At 55.3% G+C, this 22,053-nt stretch carries 22 protein-coding genes; 12 read left to right on the top strand and 10 right to left on the bottom strand.

The window, feature by feature from the left end; genetic code table 11:
* The first annotated feature begins 226 nt into the window (after positions 1-226).
* The 3 genes from G523_RS0105725 to G523_RS0105715 are packed head-to-tail and all read left to right on the top strand — an operon-like array spanning position 227 to position 3,673.
* Positions 227-973, top strand: coding sequence for an electron transfer flavoprotein subunit beta/FixA family protein (locus G523_RS0105725; RefSeq protein ID WP_022694078.1), 747 nt, complete (start codon positions 227-229; stop codon positions 971-973).
* Entirely contained in the window at positions 973-1,902 is a 930-nt protein-coding gene (locus G523_RS0105720; protein ID WP_022694077.1) for an electron transfer flavoprotein subunit alpha/FixB family protein, read from the top strand. The genes G523_RS0105725 and G523_RS0105720 overlap by 1 nt, the downstream gene beginning before the upstream one ends.
* Before the next feature lie 52 nt (positions 1,903-1,954).
* Entirely contained in the window at positions 1,955-3,673 is a 1,719-nt protein-coding gene (locus G523_RS0105715) for a hypothetical protein (RefSeq protein ID WP_155802595.1), read from the top strand.
* 191 nt (positions 3,674-3,864) lie between these two features.
* Here G523_RS0105715 and G523_RS0105710 read toward each other — a convergent pair whose 3' ends face one another.
* From G523_RS0105710 to G523_RS18170, 3 genes are read right to left on the bottom strand one after another with little or no spacing between them, the layout of a single operon-like run.
* Positions 3,865-4,104, bottom strand: a complete 240-nt coding sequence (locus tag G523_RS0105710; RefSeq protein ID WP_022694075.1) for a hypothetical protein — start codon at positions 4,102-4,104, stop codon at positions 3,865-3,867.
* A 7-nt stretch (positions 4,105-4,111) separates the two neighbouring features.
* Complete coding sequence (locus G523_RS18175; RefSeq protein ID WP_022694074.1) at positions 4,112-4,630, bottom strand: DUF3237 domain-containing protein; 519 nt, start codon at positions 4,628-4,630, stop codon at positions 4,112-4,114.
* Complete coding sequence (locus tag G523_RS18170) at positions 4,627-6,192, bottom strand: tannase/feruloyl esterase family alpha/beta hydrolase (protein ID WP_022694073.1); 1,566 nt, start codon at positions 6,190-6,192, stop codon at positions 4,627-4,629. The genes G523_RS18175 and G523_RS18170 overlap by 4 nt, the downstream gene beginning before the upstream one ends.
* A gap of 167 nt (positions 6,193-6,359) precedes the next feature.
* On the opposite strand from G523_RS18170, the gene G523_RS0105695 reads away from it, so the two are divergent.
* The 4 genes from G523_RS0105695 (at position 6,360) to G523_RS0105680 (ending at position 9,238) form a co-directional block, all read left to right on the top strand.
* Positions 6,360-7,376, top strand: a complete 1,017-nt coding sequence (locus G523_RS0105695) for an AraC family transcriptional regulator (protein ID WP_027441487.1) — start codon at positions 6,360-6,362, stop codon at positions 7,374-7,376.
* A gap of 104 nt (positions 7,377-7,480) precedes the next feature.
* On the top strand, positions 7,481-8,338 hold the full coding sequence (locus G523_RS0105690; protein ID WP_022694071.1) for an NAD(P)H-binding protein: 858 nt from the start codon (positions 7,481-7,483) through the stop codon (positions 8,336-8,338).
* On the top strand, positions 8,335-8,736 hold the full coding sequence (locus tag G523_RS18165) for a DUF4345 domain-containing protein (RefSeq protein ID WP_022694070.1): 402 nt from the start codon (positions 8,335-8,337) through the stop codon (positions 8,734-8,736). The genes G523_RS0105690 and G523_RS18165 overlap by 4 nt, the downstream gene beginning before the upstream one ends.
* A 10-nt stretch (positions 8,737-8,746) precedes the next feature.
* Entirely contained in the window at positions 8,747-9,238 is a 492-nt protein-coding gene (locus tag G523_RS0105680; RefSeq protein WP_022694069.1) for an anthrone oxygenase family protein, read from the top strand.
* 15 nt (positions 9,239-9,253) lie between these two features.
* Here G523_RS0105680 and G523_RS0105675 read toward each other — a convergent pair whose 3' ends face one another.
* Positions 9,254-9,856, bottom strand: coding sequence for a 2-hydroxychromene-2-carboxylate isomerase (locus G523_RS0105675; RefSeq protein ID WP_022694068.1), 603 nt, complete (start codon positions 9,854-9,856; stop codon positions 9,254-9,256).
* 9 nt (positions 9,857-9,865) lie between these two features.
* Positions 9,866-10,603: an SDR family oxidoreductase gene (locus G523_RS0105670; protein WP_022694067.1), complete on the bottom strand. Its 738-nt coding sequence runs from the start codon at positions 10,601-10,603 to the stop codon at positions 9,866-9,868.
* A 103-nt stretch (positions 10,604-10,706) separates the two neighbouring features.
* Between G523_RS0105670 and G523_RS0105665 the strand changes: the two genes are divergently transcribed.
* The 3 genes from G523_RS0105665 to G523_RS0105655 all read left to right on the top strand — a co-directional run bounded on the left by G523_RS0105665 (position 10,707) and on the right by G523_RS0105655 (position 14,436).
* Positions 10,707-11,204, top strand: a complete 498-nt coding sequence (locus tag G523_RS0105665; protein WP_022694066.1) for a winged helix-turn-helix transcriptional regulator — start codon at positions 10,707-10,709, stop codon at positions 11,202-11,204.
* Positions 11,205-11,345: 141 nt separating this feature from the next.
* On the top strand, positions 11,346-13,520 hold the full coding sequence (gene katG / locus G523_RS0105660) for a catalase/peroxidase HPI (RefSeq protein ID WP_022694065.1): 2,175 nt from the start codon (positions 11,346-11,348) through the stop codon (positions 13,518-13,520).
* Positions 13,521-13,671: 151 nt separating this feature from the next.
* Positions 13,672-14,436, top strand: coding sequence for a thioesterase family protein (locus G523_RS0105655; protein ID WP_022694064.1), 765 nt, complete (start codon positions 13,672-13,674; stop codon positions 14,434-14,436).
* Here G523_RS0105655 and G523_RS0105650 read toward each other — a convergent pair.
* Positions 14,433-15,284, bottom strand: a complete 852-nt coding sequence (locus G523_RS0105650) for an alpha/beta hydrolase (protein ID WP_456107075.1) — start codon at positions 15,282-15,284, stop codon at positions 14,433-14,435. The two genes, G523_RS0105655 and G523_RS0105650, sit on opposite strands and share 4 nt — an antisense overlap.
* Positions 15,285-15,432: 148 nt before the next feature.
* Here G523_RS0105650 and G523_RS0105645 point away from each other — a divergent pair, with 148 nt between their 5' ends.
* Positions 15,433-16,665 (top strand): aminotransferase class V-fold PLP-dependent enzyme, encoded by a 1,233-nt coding sequence (locus G523_RS0105645; RefSeq protein ID WP_022694062.1) that lies wholly within the window; start codon positions 15,433-15,435, stop codon positions 16,663-16,665.
* Here the strand turns inward: G523_RS0105645 and G523_RS0105640 are convergent.
* The gene (locus G523_RS0105640) at positions 16,662-18,833 is read right to left on the bottom strand and encodes an FdhF/YdeP family oxidoreductase (protein WP_022694061.1); all 2,172 of its coding nucleotides are present in this window, start codon (positions 18,831-18,833) and stop codon (positions 16,662-16,664) included. The genes G523_RS0105645 and G523_RS0105640 overlap by 4 nt on opposite strands.
* Positions 18,834-18,947: 114 nt before the next feature.
* Between G523_RS0105640 and G523_RS0105635 the strand changes: the two genes are divergently transcribed.
* Positions 18,948-19,703 (top strand): TMEM175 family protein, encoded by a 756-nt coding sequence (locus tag G523_RS0105635; RefSeq protein ID WP_022694060.1) that lies wholly within the window; start codon positions 18,948-18,950, stop codon positions 19,701-19,703.
* On the opposite strand, the gene G523_RS18160 is transcribed toward G523_RS0105635, so the two are convergent.
* From G523_RS18160 to G523_RS18155, 3 genes are all read right to left on the bottom strand, one after another.
* A complete protein-coding gene (locus G523_RS18160) occupies positions 19,670-20,449 on the bottom strand; it encodes a DUF4272 domain-containing protein (protein ID WP_022694059.1) in 780 nt (259 codons plus the stop codon). The two genes, G523_RS0105635 and G523_RS18160, sit on opposite strands and share 34 nt — an antisense overlap.
* Before the next feature lie 101 nt (positions 20,450-20,550).
* Positions 20,551-21,021, bottom strand: coding sequence for an NfeD family protein (locus G523_RS0105625; protein ID WP_022694058.1), 471 nt, complete (start codon positions 21,019-21,021; stop codon positions 20,551-20,553).
* On the bottom strand, positions 21,021-21,965 hold the full coding sequence (locus G523_RS18155; protein WP_022694057.1) for an SPFH domain-containing protein: 945 nt from the start codon (positions 21,963-21,965) through the stop codon (positions 21,021-21,023). Before G523_RS18155 ends, G523_RS0105625 begins: the two co-directional genes overlap by 1 nt.
* Between the last annotated feature and the right edge of the window lie 88 nt (positions 21,966-22,053).

Raw genomic sequence — 22,053 nt, 5'->3', positions numbered from 1 at the left:
TGACGTGTTGAATGGTCAGAGGAGAAATCTTTCGCACCTGCACACCAAATTATGCGCAGGCGGAATAAAGTTTCTCTGATCGGGCATTTCGTCGCTTACGCTTGCGTAAGCTTGACGAGGTCGCTCCTAGCATTTAGCACCTGCAGCGAACGGATTACGGCCCGTCCGGAATCCGTAAAGATAATAAGCAGGAAAACCTATTCCTGCGGTGATCACGGAGAACGCCATGAAGGTCCTGGTACCCGTCAAACGGGTAATTGACTACAACGTGAAAGCGCGCGTGAAACCTGACCAGTCAGGTGTTGACCTCGCGAACGTCAAAATGTCCATGAACCCATTCGACGAAATTTCCGTCGAAGAAGCGGTTCGCCTGAAAGAAGCTGGTACAGCAACTGAAGTCGTTGTCGTTTCTATCGGTCCTCAGCAGTGCCAGGAAACACTCCGCACAGCCCTCGCTATGGGCGCTGACCGTGGCATCCTGATCAAGACAGACGACAAGGTTGAGCCACTGGCTGTTGCCAAGCTTCTGAAAGCTGTTGTCGCTGAAGAATCTCCTGAGCTGGTTATCCTCGGCAAGCAGGCGATTGACGACGACTCCAACCAAACCGGTCAGATGCTCGCAGCTCTGCTCGACTGGCCACAGGGTACATTCGCGAACGAAGTTAAAGTTGACGGCGGCAAAGCTAACGTCACCCGTGAGATCGACGGCGGCCTGCAGACTGTTGCACTCGACCTGCCAGCGATCGTCACAACTGACCTTCGCCTGAATGAGCCACGCTATGCGTCTCTGCCAAACATCATGAAAGCGAAGAAGAAGCCGATCGACATGAAAGAGATCGGTGACTACGGCGTTGATGTTGCTCCACGTCTCACAACTGTCAAAGTGACCGAGCCACCGGTTCGCGAAGCTGGCGAAATCGTTGAAGACGTTCCGACCCTCGTTTCCAAACTGAAAGCGAAAGGCGCACTCTAATGGCTGTTCTTGTATTTGCAGATCATGACAATGCGTCTCTTGGTGACGCGACTCACAAAACTGTAACGGCTGCGACCCAATTCGGTGGCGACGTTGACGTTCTCGTGGCCGGTAAAGGCTGCGGTGCGGTTGCTGAAGCAGCGGCGAAAATCTCTGGCGTTCGTAAAGTCCTCGTGGCTGAGAGCGACGCGCTTGAGAACGCTCTGGCTGAAGCGGTTGAAGCTCTGGTTGTTCCACTCATGGACGGCTATGACGCATTCTTCGCACCAGCAACGACAACCGGCAAAAACGTAGCGCCTCGCATCGCTGCGAAGCTCGACGTCATGCAGCTGTCTGACATTATCGGTGTTGAAAGCGCTGACACATTCGTTCGCCCGATCTATGCGGGTAACGCAATCGAGACTGTCTCTACAGCTGATGCAAAGAAAATCGTCACCGTTCGCGGTACGGCGTTCGACGCGGCTGAAGAAGGCGGTTCTGCAGCGGTTGAAACTGTCGACGCGGCAGCTGGCAACGGCAAGTCTGCATTCGTGTCTCAGGAAATCGTTCAGAGCGATCGTCCAGAGCTCACATCTGCCAAGATCATCGTTTCCGGTGGCCGTGCACTTGGGTCTGAAGAAGACTTCAACAAGTACATGACGCCGCTCGCTGACAAGCTGGGTGCAGGCATCGGCGCGTCCCGCGCGGCTGTCGACGCTGGCTATGCGCCGAACGATTATCAGGTTGGTCAGACAGGTAAGATTGTTGCGCCTGAGCTTTACATCGCCATCGGTATTTCCGGCGCGATCCAGCACCTTGCTGGTATGAAAGACTCCAAGATCATCGTCGCAATCAACAAAGACGAAGAAGCACCTATCTTCCAGGTTGCTGATTACGGTCTGGTTGCTGACCTGTTCACAGCCGTTCCAGAGCTCACAGACGCTCTGTAAGGGCAGCAGCCCTGAGCACGCTCCATGCGAACCACAGGTTCGCGGGAGCAAAGTGAACAAACATCCAAATCAGAAAAGCCCGGGCAGTGCCCGGGCTTTTTCTTGTGTTCAGTTTCCAGGCTTCTTATTCTCAAAAGAAGAAACTTCGCGAAGCTCGAACGAGCATTTTAGAAAGTCATGGATGGCACACTCAGACGTTTTTTCAGATTCAATCTACCGCTTCCTTGCCAACGAGCTACTGACCGGCATGCTGGTGGATGGATATTGGGGTTCCGGAAAAACGTTCGCTGTCAACCAAGCGACAAAAAGGTATCAAAACGACACCAAACAGACAGTGATCCACGCCTCATTGTACGACGTTAATTCAGTTTCTGAAATGGAAGCCGCTACCGTCATGGCGCAATTCGGTTCAGCCGAAACAACAGAGTTGCAACAAAAGGTTTTGGATATCGCATCGAAATTTAGTGGCCTTTTGAATGATCGAATTCCGGCGGCCGCCTCAGCCTTGACAACTAAGGATGCTGTGGTGGTTCTAGATGATCTGGAAAGAAGGGGCCCCAATTTACGATTAGAATCTGTCCTCTCATTCTCCTCGCGGCTTCAAGAAACGCAAAACTGCAAAGTCATTATAGTTTGCAACATTTCTCAGCTCAAACCCAGCGACGCAGAAACCTTGCGGAAGCAGTCTGATAAGTGCATCCAAAAGACGCTGAAAATTGAGCGAGACACTAGCGACCTAATAAATATCGCGCTTGGTTCTGAGAAGAAATTACCCTCTCAAGCAACTGAGGAACTCAGCAAGTTTTCTATTGGAAACATCAGACTCTTACGCATTATCATTGAACGGTGCTTAGAAATACTTGAAGCAGTTGATGATACGAGAGAGGAAGCCCAAGTTTTTTGTGTAAAGCAATGCACCATACTGTCGTTGTGTCATGCAGAGATCGAAGGGTGGCCAGCTCTGAGTGCTATTCTGGACGACAAATCAGTCTATGGGGCAATTGGCTCCGTCGTTTCTCAAGACGCGCCTTCATACCCTATCTTAGAAAAACATAATTATCACTACACTACGGAGTTTGAACGAGCGCTAGGCGAAGGGATCATTAGAGGCTGGTTCGACAAGTCAAAATTAAAGAAAGGATTGGAGGCGAATGTGCCGATTGACGCACGCGTTAAAACGCCCGTGGGTTTAGCTTGGCATAATTTTCACCACTCATTGGCCCCAAACGATGACGAATTCATCCAAACCATGTACGACGCCCAAATTGAATGGGCCGACCAAATAGACCTCTCAAATTTCAATGGTGCGCTGAGGCTTTTGTCTGATCTAAAAAAAGACGACCTTATTCCGAAATTGATTGACAATTATTTGTCCAAAAATTCTGGGAAGGAGACAGAGTTCTTCAATATCAATTCGCACGAGATATTCTTTTTGAAAGACCCAAACAAACTCCTTGTATCGAAAATGGAAGAAGAATTCGCCGCTAGATCTCAACAAATTACTACAGAAAGCATTTTAGATAAGCTTGAGCAGGGCAAATGGCACGACCGTTCGATAGAGATAAAAATTCTTTCTCTCGGTGCGGAAAAGTTGGCCAAAATTCTTCTACATACACCAAGGGATGCACGGGGCATCATCCAGTCTTTACGATATATGGAGGGCTCGCCACGCTCTGCAAATCCGAACGAAATCAAAGAACTGATTGAGGATGTTTTTAAACGTCTGTCGAACAGCTCGCTATTAAACACTTTGCGTATGAAATCGTTTTGACCGCAATAAACTATCCCCTACCAGCGCCCTCACATACATTCGCAGGGTGAGGTGGGTCACCCTGATTTATGCCCGCAGGTTCCCGCGAAGGCGGGAAACATACTCAGATGTATAGACCAACACCTAGTCAAAGACCTGAGCATGGATGCCCTTCTGCAAGGGCATCTTCGGAGCGTTTTGAAACAACGCCCTCAGGTATCGTCCTGCTCACCGAACCAGATTTCGCGGCGCATCTTCTTCAAACGGTCTCTGCGTGAAATCGTGCCGAACAAGGCGAGCACAATGATCAGGACAATCCAGACGGCACCCAGCCAATGATAGCTCGCCGGAATGGGTGCCCCCCAGAACCTGTAGACGGCACCTACGGCGATGGCCGTGATGACGAACAGGGCATACCGCACAAATATAGTCTTCGGGGTCGGGTCCTTCATGTGCGCCCTATTCCGCCCGATAGACGCCAATGAGAATTTTCGGCGGAGTATCGCCCGAAACGCGGAGCGTGCCGACAAATACCGCCTCATTCAGCCAGCCATAACGCCCTTCCGGCGCGATAAAGCGCGGCGTCGTCATGGTGTAGCGCGCGCGATCGTCACTGGCGGGATAGCTCACCCCTTCATTGATGACACGGATGAAGACGCCATCTTCGGTTTGCAGCGTGTAATCCGCCACGATTTCAAGCCCGCCATCTGCGCGCTGGAGCTGCCAGTCCGACCCGCCCGGCAGAACCGTTGCGGCAAAGTCCGGCCCGCTGAACGTGCCGCCGGTGATCGGGATTTCACGGCGCACGCCATTCGGGCTTTCGCCCATCTGGCGCGGCATGCCGATATCGACCACGCCCTCCATTACGAGGCTGAGGGTCGGGGCTGAAACAGGCGGGGTATCCTCTGCCATGGCGATTTCCGTGATCGGGGTAAAACTGAAGGCGAGCGCCAGAAGGCCGGTTTTAAGCGGGGTCATGGCGCCTCACACGTGAAGCTGGTGGCCTCGTCCTCAGGCCCTTCGCCATCATAGGTCACGGAATATGGATGTGGGCAAATCGGGCGGGTAAAACCCTCGTCAGGGTGAGTGGCTTCCAGAAGAACTGGAGCAACGCCGGTTTCGTCCCAGTCTTCAATGGCAGAGATCCAGTCGACGGCCGAAGCTCCGTTGCCGCCGGAACAGTGGCCCATGCCTGGCACTGAGAAGAAGCGGACATGCTGGCCCGCAACGTCCTCACCCAGCGTTTCAACGACGCTCTCATAATAGTTCAGCGTGTTGTCGTGCGCGATAATACCGTCCGCCGCGCCGTGATACATCAGGAGAAGCCCACCATTCTCAACGAAGACGGAAAGGTCGGGGTCCATTGCGGCAGTACGGCCCTGATCATGGTCCCGAATAGCAGTCAGGTGGGCATCAACATTCAGCGTAGTCGGGTCCCAGTCGCGGTCCTCGAGGACGACATTGCGCATGTAGCTGGTGCCAATACGAAAGAACGGCGTGGCGTGTGCCGCCCATTCTGCTTCGCTACCATACTCAGGCCCCGGAAAAGCAACCGCACCGTTGCCGGTGACGACACCCGCATAAAGGCGGCGCGCAGCGTCTATAGCGGCCGGCGAGAGACATCTGTCGGCCTCATCCCCGTCTGAACAGGTAAGGCTGGCCGGATCAAACTGGCACGCCGCTGTATTGGAAATGATGCCATCGTCGAGACCATCCAGCCCGTCGCATTGAGCAATAGCAGCGGTTTTCAGAAGGCCGAGTTGCGAGACAGGAAGTCCATCATCACCCAGAGCATTGGAAAAAGCGACCGAAGACAGCTGCAACGGCTCCCAGTTATTGGCCGGCGCGCCGGCGATGATCGCGTCATAATCTTCCGGATAGCGCTGAGCTTCGACAAGCCCCTGACGCCCGCCAGTAGAACAGCCAAACCAGTAGGATGCTTCTGGCGGCGTCCCGTAGAACGCCTCGGTGATATCCTTGCCTTTGAGGGTCGTCTCACGAACAGCTCGGAATTGATAATCTGTCAGCAGCTCGGGCTCGCCAAGCGCCCAAGAGAAATCTCCCATAGCGCCGCGATGCCCCGTATCGGTGTTGATCACCGCATAGCCGAGCGCCAGCGGCTCCAGCATGGAAGTGTAAACGATGGAGCCAGCCGCACCACCATTGCCAACCTGCATGAAGCGACCATTCCAGCTCGTCTCGAGTGGAAGCCAGGCTTCAAATAAAATGTCGGATTCTACCGTAGGGCGGATGGAGCCCGATACGCGGCAAAACTCCGGCAACCCGGAAGCATCAACCGGCCTCGACCCTGGAGTGACCGGAATTTCGAACGTCCCGGCTTCAATCATTTGAGAGGAGAGTATTACAGTATCAGTCAGCGCGAGCCCTTCCAGATCAGCACAGCTGGAGCCCTGCGGCAGTTCAGTAATTTCACGCCCACGATCAACCTCTGGCTCATCTGTGTCAGAACAAGAGGCGAGGCCGATGATGGCCATGAGCGAAATTCCGCCCGTCAGCGCAGCACGTAGCGTTTCGTCCATAATCCGGATGTCTCCCCATTTTTTTGCAGCATCAAACAAGTGACACTGCCGCGCAACCAGTTTTCAGGCAAATGTGAAGTGTTATCGTAACATATCGCACGAGGGGTTTTACTGGATCATCACCCAACTTAAGGTTTTAGCCTCGACCGGATCAGAGGCGCAGGAATTTGGGGCTCATATCATCACTCTTCGTCCATAAAATGGTTTCCATGGCCGTGGAGGGCGAACTCTCTCACGAGCAATACCGCGCTGACCTTTTGAGCAGGGTCGGTATTGATGCCAGCGCGCCCATCGACGCAGCGGTCATGGTCGCCGATATCGATTATTACGGCCTTTGCGAGCGCATTGCCGAAACATTTCCGGATAAGACCAGCCTGACCATGCAGGTCGGCGGGTCGATGCGATGTGCAGACTACAAGGCGTTCGGGCTTGCCTGGAAATCTGCGCCAACGCTTCAAGACTCATTTGCCCGGGCTGAACGCTATGGACGTATGCTGACCAGTGTTTCTACCTATGAGCTCGAAACAGGCCCATTGACCAATTTCTTTATCCATCATCGCGCTGGTGCGCCATGCGCCGGAATGGGTATTTCCAACGAACAGACTTTGGCCGCCATAATGGCCATTGCACGTGAGGTTGTTTCACTGCCCTTCACCCCGAAGGCTGTCCATTTCAAACACTCACGGCCGAGGGCGCTTTCAGCACATGAGGACTATTTTGGCTGTCGCATCATTCATGGTTCAGACAAGGATGCCCTGGAACTCACGCGCGATGCGCTCGATATTCCCAACCGTCTGGGCGATCCCGGGCTTTCAGCCTTTTTCGATACGCATCTGGAAAAAGAACTGGCCGAGCTCGAACATGATATGGGCCTAGAACAACGTGTTCGTATTCAGATAACTCAGAGCCTTTCAGGAGGCATCCCGACTTTACACGACATTGCGCTTCGTCTGGGAATGAGCGCGAGGTCTCTGCAGCGCCGTTTGTCTGAGCGCGGCTATACGTTTCAGAACCTGATTGATGCCTCGCGGCGGGAACTGGCTGAAAGACTGTTGGCAAACACTGAATACTCGCTGGCAGAAATTGCCTTTCTGACCGGGTTTTCAGAACAAAGCGCGTTCACACGCGCCTTTCGCCGCTGGGCGGGTCAGACACCTCGCAATTACCGGCTGACAACGCATTAAGCGCCCGTTCTGGCACGGAGTGTCAAAACTCAGGCGCAGCCGGTCAAGAAAACCAATCACGCTTCCGTCATCACTGGACCCAATCCAGATGAACGGAGCAAATCATGGAACAGACACTCAGCAAACACTCAAAAGCTGCCGCGCTGACACTCATTCTGGGTGCAACGGGAAAAACTGGCAGCCGAATTTACAATCGCCTTGAAGACCTCGGTGTGCCGGTCCGCAAGGGCTCACGCAGCGCGTCACCTGCCTTTGACTGGGATAATGAGGCCGGCTGGGATGATGTCCTTTCGGGCGTTGAGGCCGTCTACATCAATTACGCGCCAGACCTCGCCGTTCCGGGCGCGACGGACAAAATTCAGGGCTTCGTTGAAAAGGCCATTAAACATGGCGTGAAGCGTGCTGTACTCCTCTCCGGACGCGGCGAAGAAGAAGCCCAGGCCAGCGAGGCTATTGTTCAGAATAGCGGCCTCTCCTGGACGATCATCCGCGCGAGCTGGTTCTTTCAGAACTTTTCCGAAGGCATGTTTTTGGACATGGTCCGCTCGGGCCAACTCACTCTGCCGGAAAGCGATACGCCCGAACCCTTCGTGGATGTCGATGACATCGCGGACATTGCGATTGCAGCGCTCACAAAGCCCGGTCATGAAGGCCGTCTTTACGAAGTGACAGGCCCGCGCGCGATGACCTTCGCACAGGTGGCAGACGAACTCGCCAAAGCTACGCAGCGGCCCGTTACCTACATTCCGCTTTCACATGAGCAGTTTATCGACGGCATTCGCGCATCAGGCGCGCCTAAGGATGTCATCTGGCTGGTCGACTATCTGTTTGCCACCGTCATGGACGGGCGCAATGTCGCTGTTATACTAGGTGTGCCCGAAGCCCTCGGGCGTCCGGCTACAGACTTCTCCGACTTTGCCCGCAAGGCCGCGGCGACAGGTTTGTGGGAGGCTGCACAATGAAACGTCCGTTTTCACGTGCCACGCTTGGCCTCTCGGCCCTTATCCTGCTGGTGATCTCGGCAATGATCTTATTCGCACCGGCGCAGTTTTATGCCTCGAGCAGCATTGAACTGAGTGCTGGCACCAACCTGATGTCTGAGCTGAAAGCCGCGGCGGGACTGCTCTTTGTCTCTGCCTTGTGCCTGATAGCAGGGGCAATTTTTCTCCGGTATACACGCACCGCACTCCGGTTGAACGCGCTGATCTTCGGAGCCTACGCGCTCGGACGTCTCGTCAGTATGGCGATTGATGGCATCCCATCCGATGCACTGGTTCACGCAACCGGCATTGAGGTGGTTGTCGCTCTGACGAGCGTGGCGCTGCTTTTCGCGGCCCGTAACCAACCTGTTTTACTCTAGGGGGGCAAACATGCCTGATCAAATGGAACTTGTTGCCCTGTTCGCTCTCGGCTTTTTCACGCTTCTTGTTGCAGGCGTGTTTCAGGCCTTCTCTGACTTTGTCATGGCGGGGCTGAAGCGGGCCTGCCCCTCAGCTGGCGCAGAGGTGATGCAGCACATCAACCGGACGGTTTTCAAATCCGTGTTTCTGGTCAGTCTGCTTGCCATAGCGCCTCTGTCAGCTGCGCTGGCGCTGTATGCGGCGTTTAACATGGAGGGAAGCTCACGCGCCCTGACGATCAGCGCGGCAGTGATATACATTCCTGCGGTCTTTCTCGTAACGGCCGCGGCGAACGTGCCGCGCAATGAACGTCTCGATAAAATGGCCGCCTACAGCAATGAAGGCCGCGACTATTGGGCCGTCTATCTGCGCGAGTGGACAGGCTGGAACCATGTGCGCACGCTTGGTTCAGCTGCAGCAGGAGCGATTTATATCCTGGCTGCGATCACATTGCAGTCCTGACAGTGTGCTTGCCCCCTAAATGCCCAGCGCCTCTTCCACATCACCGAGCGTGTTCTTTCCGAAAAACATCTCATCACCTACAAAGAAGGTCGGAATACCGAACACGCCGCGGCCCACGGCCGCCTCCGTATTGGCGATAAGGCCCGCCTTCACATCCGGCTCCTGCGTTCCTGCAAGAATGGCTGCGCCATCCAGACCCGCTTCATTCATCACCGAGACAAAAACCTCAGCATCATCCATCTTCTGGCCATCTTCCCACATGGCTTTGAGCCCGGCCTCGACATAAGCATCCAGAATCCCTTCACGCTCGGCATGTATCGCACCGCGCATGAGCGTCAGCGTGTTCACCGGAAAATGCGGGTTCATTTTGAAGGCTGTCAGGCCATGCTTTTTGATGAAGCGGCGCGTTTCGAGATTTTCATACTCGAGCTTCCCCTTCACGCCGCCAAACGCCATCATTGGCGACTGATTATTCGTCGCCTTGAATATGCCGCCGAGAAGAGACGGGATGAGCTTCATCTTCGCGCCGGTGCGCTCCAGAATGGATGGCAGCACTCTATAGGCCAGATACGCATTCGGGCTTCCGAAATCGAAAATGAAATCAACAGTCTTGGTCATACTCTCCCCCTACCAGGTCTCTTTCCATGGGCGCAGATCAAGCTCATGCGTCCACGCTGTTCGTGGTTGTTTGTGCAGCATCACATAATTCGCCGCGATATGGTCCGGGTTCAGAATGGCATCATCTTCGCGCTTCTGATCCACGTCCGGCACATTCTCGCGGATGAAGTTGGAATCGATGGCCCCATCAACAATGACATGCGCAACATGGATGTTCTGAGGGCCAAGCTCTCGCGCCATGGATTGCGCGAGTGCTCGTAGGCCGTGCTTGGCGGCAGAAAAGGCGGAAAACCCGTTCGCGCCGCGCACACTGGCTGTTGCCCCCGTAAAGAGGATTGTGCCGCGACCACGCGTTTTCATGCGCGCCGCTGCTTCGCGGCCCATCAGGAAACCTGAAAGACACGCCATCTCCCAGACCTTCCGGAAGACCCGCTCTGTCGTATCTGTAATTGAAAAGCGGACATTCGCGCCAATATTGAACACCGCGACTTCGATAGGGCCAATCTCATTTTCGATGCGCTCAAACAGCGCAATCATGGCCTCTTCATCGCGCGCATCGCACGGGCACGCCTCGGCCTTGCCGCCATCATCGCGGATGGATTGAGCAAGAGACTCCAACGCATCGACATGACGGGGGCGTCTTACAAGGCAGGCGGTGAGACCTTCACGCGCAAAAGCCTTCGCGATTGCTGCGCCCGTATCATCACCGGCGCCAATAACGAGGCATACACCGTTTTTGTCAGCCATCTTCTCCTCCTAATGGTCTTTTTTCAGGACTATTGAATCATTAGTCTTGAAATGCAACTATTAAGTTTGCAAACTCAGGCTGCATCACGAAACGAGCCGGAACATGTCACGTAAGCACGATCACCCATGCGCTATTGCCGAAGCCCTGAATATTCTCGGGGATCGCTGGACGCTTCTCATTATTCGTGAAGCGTTTTACGGCGCGACGCGCTTCGGGGAGTTTCTGACCAACACGGGAATTTCACGAAACCTGCTCACCGAGCGCCTCTCGCAGCTGGTCGAAGCCGACATACTGGAGCGCACACCATTTGCAGACCGTGGCACGAGCCATGCCTATGCCCTGACAGCAAAAGGGCGCGCACTCGATACCGTTGTGATGGCGCTGACCGAATGGGGGAACAGCTATCTCTACGGAGACGGCAAAGAGCCGGTTCTGGCGCGAGACGAAGCGTCCGGAGAGATTATCCGCCGCATCGAACCGGTCACATCAGACGGCCAGATTATCGCGCGTCAGAACATTGTGATTGAAGCCGGTCCGGGCGGCGACGGGCGCACTCTCAGCCGGATATCCAAGGCAAAAAGCCATCCGTTCGCGGAGTAAACAAGTTAAATATAAAAATTCTTTATACTTACAACTCAAACAATCAATTATACTTTTAGACCGTTTTGGGTTACCGTCTCTCCAGTTCAACAAACTGCGCGTCTATCCGATAGCGCGGACGACTGAGAAGGAGAGGAAAGAATGGACCCGAACAATTCATCTCGTGGCAAATGCCCGGTTATGCACGGTGGAATGACAAGTTCCGAAACGACCGTCACAAGCTGGTGGCCGAAGACGCTGAACCTCGACATTCTTCACCAACACGACAGCAAGACGAACCCGCTCGGCGACGACTTCAACTACGCTGAAGAAGTGCAGAAGATCGATTTCGACGAGCTCAAGAAAGACATGCTTGAGCTGATGCATGACAGCAAGGAATGGTGGCCAGCCGATTGGGGCACTTATGCCGGCCTGTTCGGGCGTCTGGCATGGCACGCAGCAGGCTCTTACCGTCTCGCAGATGGTCGCGGTGGCGGCGGCACAGGCAATATCCGTTTCGCACCGCTCAACTCATGGCCGGACAACGCCAACCTCGACAAGGCGCGTCGCCTCCTTTGGCCAATCAAGAAGAAGTACGGCAACAAGCTCTCATGGGCTGACCTGATCGTTCTCTCCGGCACAATCGGCTATGAAAGCACTGGTCTGAAGACATACGGCTTCGCATTCGGTCGTGAAGACATCTACCACCCTGAGAAAGACACGTATTGGGGTTCAGAGCGTGAATGGCTGACCGCAAACGAAGAGCGCTATCCTGAAGACGAAGACCGTTCGTCTCTCGAGAACCCGCTGGCGGCTGTTGTCATGGGCCTCATCTATGTGAACCCTGAAGGCGTGAACGGCAAACCTGATCCGGCACGCACCGCAAAGGACGTCCGCGAAACATTCAAACGCATGGCGATGAATGACGAGGAAACAGCTGCACTGACAGCCGGTGGTCACACAATCGGTAAAGCACACGGTAACGGCGCGGCAGAAAACCTCAGCCCGGAGCCGGAAGGCGGCGAGCTGGAATCCATGGGCATGGGTTGGCTGAACACCAAAGGCCGCGGCGTTGGCCGCGATACGCTGACAGGTGGCCCGGAAGGTGCGTGGACATCGAACCCGACCAAATGGGATGGCGGCTATTTCGAAATGCTGCTCGACTATGAGTGGGAGCTGACGAAATCACCGGCTGGCGCTCAACAATGGAAGCCAGTGAACATCTCAGAAGAGCACATGCCGGCAGATGTTGAAGACCCATCCATTAAAACCATGCCCCTCATGACTGATGCGGACATGGCGATGAAGGTCGACCCGATCTATCGTGAGATCATGGAGAAATTCCGCAATGATCACGAATACTTCTCCGATTGTTTCGCACGCGCATGGTTCAAGCTGACCCACCGCGATATGGGCCCGAAAGCCCGTTATCTCGGTCCTTGGGTGCCTTCTGAAGACCTGATCTGGCAGGACCCGGTTCCAGCTGGCTCTACCGGCTATGACGTGAACGCCGTCAAAGCGAAGATTGCCTCAAGCGGTCTGACGGTTTCCGAAATGGTCTCCACCGCCTGGGATTCGGCGCGCACATATCGCGGGTCTGACATGCGTGGCGGCGCAAACGGCGCACGCATTCGCCTTGAACCGCAAAAGCACTGGGCAGGCAATGAACCGGATCGTCTGGCAAAAGTCCTCGGCGTTCTGGAAGCGATTGCCGAACAAACTGGCGCGAGCATTGCGGACACAATCGTGCTGGCAGGTAGTGTCGGCGTCGAGCAAGCTGCAAAAGCCGCGGGCGTAGACGTCACCGTTCCGTTCACACCGGGCCGCGGTGATGCGACTGACGAGATGACAGACGCTGAGTCCTTCGAGCCGCTTGAACCTCTGGCTGACGGCTACCGTAACTGGCTGAAGCAGGACTACGCCGTAACGCCGGAAGAAATGATGCTGGATCGCACTCAGCTTCTTGGTCTCACCGCACCTGAAATGACAATTCTGGTTGGCGGCATGCGTGTCATCGGCGCAAACCATGGCGGCACCAAGCATGGTGTCTTCACTGACCGTGTCGGCGCGCTGACGAACGACTTCTTCGTCAACCTGACGGATATGGGCAATACATGGGAGCCAGTCGGCGAGAATCTCTATGAGATCCGCGACCGCAAGACAGGCGCGACCAAGTTCACCGCAACACGCGTTGACCTTGTCTTCGGCTCCAATTCCATTCTCCGCTCCTATGCCGAGGTCTATGCTCAGGACGACTCAAAAGAGAAGCTCGTTCACGACTTCGTCGCGGCATGGACAAAGGTCATGGAAGCAGACCGGTTCGACACACAACGCTAACCCTTTCTCGGTGTAGTGTGTCAGAGCGCCGACCCTCGGGTCGGCGCTTTTTCTTTGTAAAAGCAAAACTCTGCAAACCATCTACTTGACTCCCCTCGCGTCATCTCTGATCTGACGCGCATAAAACAAGATGATGTGAGGAAACTATACGATGAAACCTTATTTTGAGCTGCAGGAAAACAAGGTCATCGCGTCCGAGCATTGCGCCGGCCCATGGGACCCGAGCATGCAGCATGGCGGCGCAGTTTCAGCCCTCATCGCACATCTGGCAGATACGCTTCCATCCGAAGTACCGATGCAGGTGTCACGCCTGACCATCGATCTGAAGCGCCCCGTACCGATGGGCGAACTTGGCTACAAGATCGACATCAACCGTCAGGGCCGCAATATTCAGGCAGCCGATATTTCCCTCACGTATGGCGACAAGGAAGTCTGCCGCGCTTCGGTTCTACGCATCCGCGAGACGGAATTTGGCGACCTTCCAGACACTGTGAACCCTCCACCAGCTGATTACCCACGAAGTGGTGAAGACATGCCGCTGAACCGGTTTGCAGGCTTTAACGAGCACATCACCATTCAGGAAGCAACGAGCCATCCAACGCATATGAAGCGCGCGGCATGGTTCCACATCCCGCGCCCGTATTTCGGCCATACTGAGACAACTGCCCTGATGCGCGCTGCCTCTACGGGCGATTATTGCAACGGGTTTGGCGGCGGCCTCGATTTCACCAAATGGACCTTTATCAACGCCGACCTCACCCTACACTTTGCGCGCAAGCCTGTCGGCGAATGGATCATGCTGACGGCCAGCGCATGGATGTCAGACAATGGCTCCGGCCTTGGCTATGGCGAACTTGCCGACGAAAAAGGCTTTTTCGGCCGCGCCGTGCAGTCTCTGGTGATCGGCAAGCGTTAGTCGGCGAGCGCCTCTTCCAAGAGAGCGGCCTGCACATTCCAGGCGTCTGTACCCGGCGCAATCAATTCGACATGGCCGGTATCGGCGACTTCGACAAAACGCGCTGAACCACCAGCCGCGATGACTTGCGCTGTGAAGCCCTCACCCAGAGCGGATGGCGCAATCCGGTCATACTGACCATTTACGCTGACCTGTTCACTTGGGGAAGGCTGTAAACGGCTTGACGACGTATCCTCGTAAACATCCGGCCGTTCAGGCGTCGCCTCGCCGGTCAGCTGGCTCTCAATCGCGGCAAGGCATGTATCCAGCGTAACAGGACTGGAGGCCTCAAGGTCTGAGAGACCACCAGAATTTACAACGCTGCGAAATTCAAACGTCTGCCCGCCTCCATAGACGGCGCTCTCTGCCGGTAACTGGCCGCGTGCTGCCAGCCAGGTCACAAGGTGCCCGCCTGCTGAATGGCCCATGCCTGCCACACGACTTGTATCGAGGCCGAACTCACCACCGCGCTCAAACAGTGCCTCAGTTGCCGCCGTCACATCGAGATAAGTACCCGGATATCCGCCGCCATCTTCATCGACGCCGCGATATTCAATGTTCCAGACGGCGAGCCCACGTTGGCGCAGGTCTTCTGCGGCATAATTCATGAGCGTCCGGTCAGCGATCGCCTTCTGCCAGCAACCACCATGCACCATCAGAACCACCGGATGCGGCCCGTCACCTTCAGGCTGCCAGAGGTCGACAACCTGCTGATCCAGTGGGCCATAAGACAAGCTCATTTGTGGTTCCGGACGGTCACGAGAGAGAAGGTCTGGCCATGTCATCAACTCAGGCGGGGACGTTTCCACAGGGCTCACCTCATTTGCGCTACAAGCCGCAAAAGACACACAGGCGAAAAAAGCCATGACGCTCGTTCGAAATTGCATTTAACCCGCCTATCTCTCAGACTGCGATCTTAAAAAATACGTGACGCCAGTAACGCCCGAGGCCCGATAAATGTCCACCACCGGTTTTCCGAAAAGCCTTGAAGACGCTCACGCTTTTGACGCGGCAGATCCACTGGCGGCGCATCGCGAAGCCTTCTCCATGCCGGAGGGCGTCACCTATCTGGTAGGTCATTCGCTCGGCGCGGCGCCGGTTAAAGCGTTGAAGCAGGCTAGCAAAACAGCGGGGACCGACTGGGCCTGCGATATTGTGGGCTCATGGAATTCGGCAGACTGGATTAACCTGCCCCAGACGACAGGCGCGAAGATTGCCCCACTCCTTGGTGTCGCGCCCGATGAAGTAGTCGTCTGCGACAGTGTTTCGCTCAATCTCTTCAAGCTCGCCTCGGCGCTTCTTGAAACGGGCAAGCTTAAGCGCCGCCTCATCGTCGAGCGCGAGGAGTTTCCGACCGATCAGTATATGATGGCAAAGCTTGCAAGCCTCGTTAGCGCAGAACACGTGCATACGGCCACTGGCAGCGGACAGGCCGCACTTAAAGACGGCGGTGTTCTGGTCAAAAGCCTTGTTGATTTCCGTACCGGACACATTGCTGACCTCAGCGCGCATGAAGAGGCCGCGCGAGCATCAGGCGGCGCGATCATCTGGGATTTGAGCCATGCAACGGGCGTGCTTAACCTGCGACTGGCTGATTGGGGCGCGAGCTATGCCGTTGGCTGCACGTATAAATACCTGAATGGCGGACCGGGCGCGCCGGGCTTCATTTATGTATCGCGCGATAAACAAAACGAGCTTTCAACGCCTCTGCCCGGCTGGCTCGGTCATGCAAACGCCTTCGCCTTTGAAGACGAGTATACACCGGCAGATGGACTGAAACGCTTTGTCTCGGGAACGCCACCAATCCTCTCTCTAGCCACGCTGAATGCTGCGCTGGATACCTTTGATGGCGTCAATCAGACAGACCTGCAGGTCAAAGCGAACAGGCTTGGCGATATGTGTCTGCATGTTTTCGAGGAACTCGGCCTGGCTTCAACCTCACCACAGACAGGCAGTCCACGCGGTGGCCATGTCAGCGTATGTCATCCTGAAGGCTATGCCATTTCCCGCGCGCTCGCCGATCAGGGCATCAAGACGGACTATCGCCCGCCGGATACGATCCGCTTTGGCCTGTCACCACTCTATCTGAGCTATGGCGAAGTCTGGACAGCACTCGACACGTTCAAGGACATCCTCGCCCGCGAGACCTGGCGCGACCCGAAATATCAGGTCCGCGCCACCGTCACCTAAGCCTCAATGCTTACCTTCACGGCTTTGAAAGCTGGCGTCTTACTGAGCGGGTCAACATCCGTGTTCACAAGCACATTGGCTTCCGGATAATACGCGAGCAGATCACCTTCCGGCACATCGAACGGATAGAGCTCAACCGCCTCCATACGCCCTGCATCAGACACCAGATCAACCTTATCGCCAGCCGTTTTGCCTAGCTTTGCGATGTCAGCAGGGTTCATCATGACAAGCCAGCGATGCGGCGTGCCGCGATAGCTGTCTTTCTCTTCGTAGATGATCGAGTTGAACTGCCCCTCTGAACGAAGCGTAGCAAGCGTGAAAGGTCTCGCCTCCGCGCGCGGAGGAAGCCCGTTTACCTGAAACTTTGCGCGGCCATTTGGCGTCTTGAAGTGCGGCGTGTGAACGAGCCGCCCTTTGATATGGAACTCGCGCTTTGCGACTTCGATGTCTTTCAGACCGTCTAGTTCAGGCAGAACATCTCCAATCGCATCGCGCACCGATGCATGACGACCGAAGGCTTTAAAATCGAAGGGCAGGTCTTTCAGGATCAGCGCACCGAGGTCTGAGAGGATCACACTTTCAGGGCGCACATGTTCAAAGCGCTTAATGCCTCCATCAGACAGGCGCACATAGTTGAACATGCTCTCCTGTGTCGTCGGCTCCCATTCTTCATCGCGGGCGGTAACCGGAAGGATGAGCACATCACCGTTTTCGTCGACGCCTTCAAAATGCCCCTGATTGAGCGTCGTTGTAAGAAAGAGTTTGAACCCGATTTTTGAAAGCGCCTCACGCGCAAACTGCGAGTTAGGGTTCGCCGCAAACAGATTGCCGCCCATGATGAGCGCGGCGTCCACGTCGCCCGCATGCGCTGCCTGCATACAGGACATAGTATCCATACCGGCGGCTTCAGGTAGCTTCACATTGAACCGCGCCTCGATGCGTTGAACCACATCCTCAGCCAGCACAGGCTTCACGCCAATCGTTCCAATACCCTGCACGTTAGAATGCCCGCGCAGAGGAAGAAGTCCGGCGCCCGGACGACCAATCATACCGCGAAGGAGCGAAAGCGCGGCAATCTCTTCGATATTCTGAACCCCGTGCAGGTGATGGGTCATGCCCATACCCCAGGCAAAGACGGCATTCTCGCTCACCATATAGACGTCAGCGATAGTTTCGATCTCGTCTCGCGACACACCGCAGCGGGAGAGTATCTCATCCCATTCGAGCGCCTCGATTGCCGTTTTATACGCCTCGAAACCGTCTGTGTGCTGCGCGATGAAAGCCTCGTCCAAAGCGCCCTTTTCTAGTACGGCCTTTGCGATGCCCTTCATGAGGGCCATGTCTTCACCGATTTTCGGCTGGACATAGTGAGAGGCGATCTCACTGCCGCCTTTCAGAAGAGATTTCGGGCTTTTCGGCAAAGCAAACTTCTGAAGGCCCGGCTCTTTAGCCGGGTTGATCACCACGACCTTACCACCGCGGGCGCGACAGGCCGCAAGCTGATGAATAAAGCGCGGATGATTGGAGGACGGGTTCGCGCCGATCACGAAGATCAGATCACAACGCGTCAGGTCTTCCAGTTCGACCGTGCTGGTGCCCGTGCCGATTGTAGAGCCAAGCGCCACACCCGTCGCCTGATGGCAGTAGTATGAGCAGTTATTGACGTTATTGGTGCCGTATAGTCGCGCCAGAAGCTGAAGGATAAACCCTGCCTCGTTAGACGAACGACCCGACGAATAGAAAAAGGTCCGGTCTGGCGCCGTGGCGAGAAACTTCTCTGCCGCAAATGCCAGAGCATCATCCCAGCTTACCCGCTGGTATCGGTCCTCGCCCTTGAGCTTCAGCACAGGGAAGCCGAGCCGGCCAAGCCGCTCCGTTTCACGCGGTGTAAGGTCCAGAAAATCAGCGACCGGATGATCAAACACCTCAACCGGAATTTCATCCTGAATATCGGTCGATTGCGCCTGAACGGACTTGTTGCAGACAGCTGGAAACTCGCCCAGCTCGTTCGTCATGCCGCCAAGCTGGCCGCCCATGCCGAGTGCGCAGGCCTTGCAGGTATTGTGAGCTGTCAGCGCCTTGGCAGCTTTGGCAACGCCGATCCGGTTTACCGTCGCCAGCGTGTAGAGAATTTTCTTAGCGCCGCCTCCGGCCTGTGCAACGGGCATCGCGTCTCACCTTTTCAGAACTCACCTCAGGGTATTGTAGCGAAGGCATACACGGCAAGCCGCTTTACAGGCGCAATATTATCCCGTTCCATTAAGCGTCAGTTGGGGGACACTATGCTTCGAGATCACATTGCCCGGCAAACCGATCAGGACCCGCATTTTCATTGGCGCGGTGAAAACGTCACGCGGATCGAAAACCTGTCAGATATCGTGTTCGCGCTCGCCTTTGGCATGCTGGTGTCTGCGAGCACACCGCCCACAACGTACAGCGAACTGCTGACGCATTTATGGCTGATCCTGCCTGTTATTGCTGGCTTCAGCATTCTCGTGCTGATCTGGAATGCGCACTATGTGTTTTTCCGCAGGTACGGACTGACGGATGCAACAGTGGTGGTGCTGAATGCTGCGCTTTTGCTACTGGTTCTGTTTATCGCCTATCCGCTGCGCTTCATTTTCGATGGCCTGTTTGGCTATTTGCTAGGCGCCTTTGCGGGCGACTGGTCACGCATGGCAGAAACTGGGATGGGGTTCAGCCAGTCGAGCCATATCATCGCAATATTCTCGATCGGATATGCTACGGTATTTCTCGTCATAGCACTGATGTATGGCCACGCGCTGAAGCGGAAAGACACGCTGGGTCTGAACGCCACCGAACTCGCTTTGACGCGGCGGTCTGTCTGGCATTACTGGATTGATGTGCCCCTGGGATTGTTAGTCGCTATTTGCGCTGTATTTACGCCGCTGGGCCCCTTCTCCGCCTGTCTCTTGAGTCTTTCAGGCGCAAGTGCATTCTGGCTTCGCTTGCGGTTTCCGTTACCGAAAGCGGATGATGGAGATCAGGTGTCTGTAGAAACTTCATCCCAGGGCTGATCCATATAGCCGATCAGCCAGTTCAGCGCGTAGTGGCGTTCGAATACGACATCCCAGACCATACCGGCTGGTGGCGCGTCGCCTTCAATCAGCGCCTGACGCAGGGCCCAGTGCATGCGGTAGATCAGATCAGCCTGATCCATAATCTCTTCCTGAGAACGCAGCTCTGCGCGGCGACGAAGGCCGAACGAACCATTTGAAAGCAGCGTGTCTGCAATCGCATCAATATCGCAAACCTCGCCCGGATGGCCGAGCTCTTCGCGCAGACCAACGGCCCAGAGCAGAACTTCTACGTTCTCGAATGCCCAGCTATATTTAGCACGTTCGTCACGTGTCGGGGCTTCATTCTGCAGGAAAGCCATTTCCTCAGGTGTAAAAACGTCAGCAACATCGAAATTGTAAATCATGCTGTCGGTGAGACCACGATCCATCTCACTTGCATGAACCGCAACAACGGCGAGCGCCAGAAGACGGTCGATGACGGCATCGCTGTCGCGACGGACTGTCTCGTCAGCAATGCTGCGCGCTGGCAGATTGTCGTTTACCGGAATGCCATTTGCGCGCAGCCAGTCATTGGACCGTTCGCGGCGTGCAACGGCTTCGCGGTCAGCGTTATTCGCGAGCGCGGCAATCGTCTGGGTGCGTGGCTGCTCTGGTCCGGCGAGTGTATGGGTCTGCGCCTGCGCAGCGGGAACCAGACCGGCACACATGAAAGCCAGTCCTGCAATCCATGACAGTTTCGACATCGGGCACGTCTCGCGCTGATCGCCCCCAAAGGAGCCGGACAAAAAGAATCGCGCCGATGAAGCTCACCGGCGCGTTTGCAGTATCTGGGTTTTGGGGGAATTCAAGCGCGCACAATCAGCACTGTGCCATCGACCTGATCCACTGTGACTTCCATGTCACCACTTATGACAGAACCGTCACAAACACGGGCCATCCAGGTGGTATCACCGACCTTAACCCGGCCTTCACCGCTGATAAAATCAGCCGTTGCGATAGCCTTCTTCCCGATCAGCGACGCACTGCGTTCGTTCAGATGCGGACGATCTGAGTTTGGTTTCCGCAGATCGGCGAAAGCCGTCCGCCCCAGAATGACCAATCCGATACCGGCGATGGCAAACACTACGAGGTGAGACTGCCATCCATTCAACCCTTCCGGTGCGAACAGGCTGAATAGCGCTGTCAGGAAAGCCGCACCGGATAACCAGAGAAGGTCGTACGTGCCGAACATCATCTCAAGGCCGATCAGGACGAGGGCCAGCCCCAGCCAGTGCCAGGGGGTGATCACCTCAAAGAGAGAGAAGATGATCTCCATTATTTAGGGTCTCCCCACGGGCCCTTTGGAGCGTTTGGAAGCGCGCCGCCATTGCCGAGCGCTTTAATACCTTCCAGCGTGCCAAGGATGGATGAGAACTCTGCCGGAATGATGACCGTTTTCTGGTTCGGAGAATTCGCAAGCTTCTCGAACGCTTCGACGTAGCGTTGACCAAGGAAGTAGTTGATCGCGTTGACGTCACCATTTGCGATAGCTTCAGAAACAAACGCTGTCGCTTTGGCTTCCGCCTCACCTTCACGCTCACGCGCTTCGGCGTCACGGAACGCAGCCTCACGGCGACCTTCAGCTTCCAGAATGGCAGACTGTTTCTCACCTTCGGCGCGCAAGATCTGGGATTGCTTTTTGCCTTCCGCCTCCAGAATTTCCGCACGCTTCATGCGCTCCGCCTTCATCTGACGCGCCATGGCTTCGGTGATGTCAGCAGGCGGTGAGAGGTCTGCGATCTCTATACGCGTGACTTTTACGCCCCACGGATTGGTCGCAGCATCAATGACCGACAATAGACGCGCATTAATGTCATCGCGGTTCGACAGAACTTCGTCGAGATCCATGGAGCCGACGACCGTACGGATATTCGTCAGAGACAGGTTTTCGATCGCGCGCGTGAGATCATTCACCTCATACGCAGCAGCCACGGCATCCACGACCTGAATAAAGACAACGGCGTCACAGGAAACCATCGCGTTGTCGCGCGTAATGACTTCCTGTTGCGGAACGTCGAGCACCGTCTCCATCATGTTCATTTTCTTACCGATGCCGTCCATGACAGGGATAATCACGTGCATGCCCGGTCCAAGTGTCTTGGTATATTTTCCGAAGCGTTCAACCGTCCAGTTATAGCCCTGGGGTACAAATTTGACGGCGGTCCTGACGGCAATCAGGCCGACCACAATCGCAATCAGAATGAAAACAAGATTTTCCATAAGCATTCCCCTTATTGTGTTGTTTATGTACAGAATGTAATGTTGGGATTTATGTTTTTCAATAAATATTGGTTGTTTTTCGCGCAAA

The organism is Ponticaulis koreensis DSM 19734 (assembly GCF_000420665.1).
Lineage (GTDB): Bacteria > Pseudomonadota > Alphaproteobacteria > Caulobacterales > Hyphomonadaceae > Ponticaulis > Ponticaulis koreensis.
This window is presented reverse-complemented; position numbering and strand designations above follow the sequence as displayed.

Bases quoted from the DNA above. Each gene is read 5' to 3' on its own strand.
- G523_RS0105725 (WP_022694078.1), top strand. From the start codon at position 227: ATGAAGGTCCTGGTACCCGTCAAACGGGTAATTGACTACAACGTGAAA.
- G523_RS0105720 (WP_022694077.1), top strand. From the start codon at position 973: ATGGCTGTTCTTGTATTTGCAGATCATGACAATGCGTCTCTTGGTGAC.
- G523_RS0105710 (WP_022694075.1), bottom strand. From the start codon at position 4,104: ATGAAGGACCCGACCCCGAAGACTATATTTGTGCGGTATGCCCTGTTC.
- G523_RS18175 (WP_022694074.1), bottom strand. From the start codon at position 4,630: ATGACCCCGCTTAAAACCGGCCTTCTGGCGCTCGCCTTCAGTTTTACC.
- G523_RS18170 (WP_022694073.1), bottom strand. From the start codon at position 6,192: ATGGACGAAACGCTACGTGCTGCGCTGACGGGCGGAATTTCGCTCATG.
- G523_RS0105690 (WP_022694071.1), top strand. From the start codon at position 7,481: ATGGAACAGACACTCAGCAAACACTCAAAAGCTGCCGCGCTGACACTC.
- G523_RS18165 (WP_022694070.1), top strand. From the start codon at position 8,335: ATGAAACGTCCGTTTTCACGTGCCACGCTTGGCCTCTCGGCCCTTATC.
- G523_RS0105680 (WP_022694069.1), top strand. From the start codon at position 8,747: ATGCCTGATCAAATGGAACTTGTTGCCCTGTTCGCTCTCGGCTTTTTC.
- G523_RS0105675 (WP_022694068.1), bottom strand. From the start codon at position 9,856: ATGACCAAGACTGTTGATTTCATTTTCGATTTCGGAAGCCCGAATGCG.
- G523_RS0105670 (WP_022694067.1), bottom strand. From the start codon at position 10,603: ATGGCTGACAAAAACGGTGTATGCCTCGTTATTGGCGCCGGTGATGAT.
- G523_RS0105665 (WP_022694066.1), top strand. From the start codon at position 10,707: ATGTCACGTAAGCACGATCACCCATGCGCTATTGCCGAAGCCCTGAAT.
- katG (WP_022694065.1), top strand. From the start codon at position 11,346: ATGGACCCGAACAATTCATCTCGTGGCAAATGCCCGGTTATGCACGGT.
- G523_RS0105655 (WP_022694064.1), top strand. From the start codon at position 13,672: ATGAAACCTTATTTTGAGCTGCAGGAAAACAAGGTCATCGCGTCCGAG.
- G523_RS0105645 (WP_022694062.1), top strand. From the start codon at position 15,433: ATGTCCACCACCGGTTTTCCGAAAAGCCTTGAAGACGCTCACGCTTTT.
- G523_RS0105640 (WP_022694061.1), bottom strand. From the start codon at position 18,833: ATGCCCGTTGCACAGGCCGGAGGCGGCGCTAAGAAAATTCTCTACACG.
- G523_RS0105635 (WP_022694060.1), top strand. From the start codon at position 18,948: ATGCTTCGAGATCACATTGCCCGGCAAACCGATCAGGACCCGCATTTT.
- G523_RS18160 (WP_022694059.1), bottom strand. From the start codon at position 20,449: ATGTCGAAACTGTCATGGATTGCAGGACTGGCTTTCATGTGTGCCGGT.
- G523_RS0105625 (WP_022694058.1), bottom strand. From the start codon at position 21,021: ATGGAGATCATCTTCTCTCTCTTTGAGGTGATCACCCCCTGGCACTGG.
- G523_RS18155 (WP_022694057.1), bottom strand. From the start codon at position 21,965: ATGGAAAATCTTGTTTTCATTCTGATTGCGATTGTGGTCGGCCTGATT.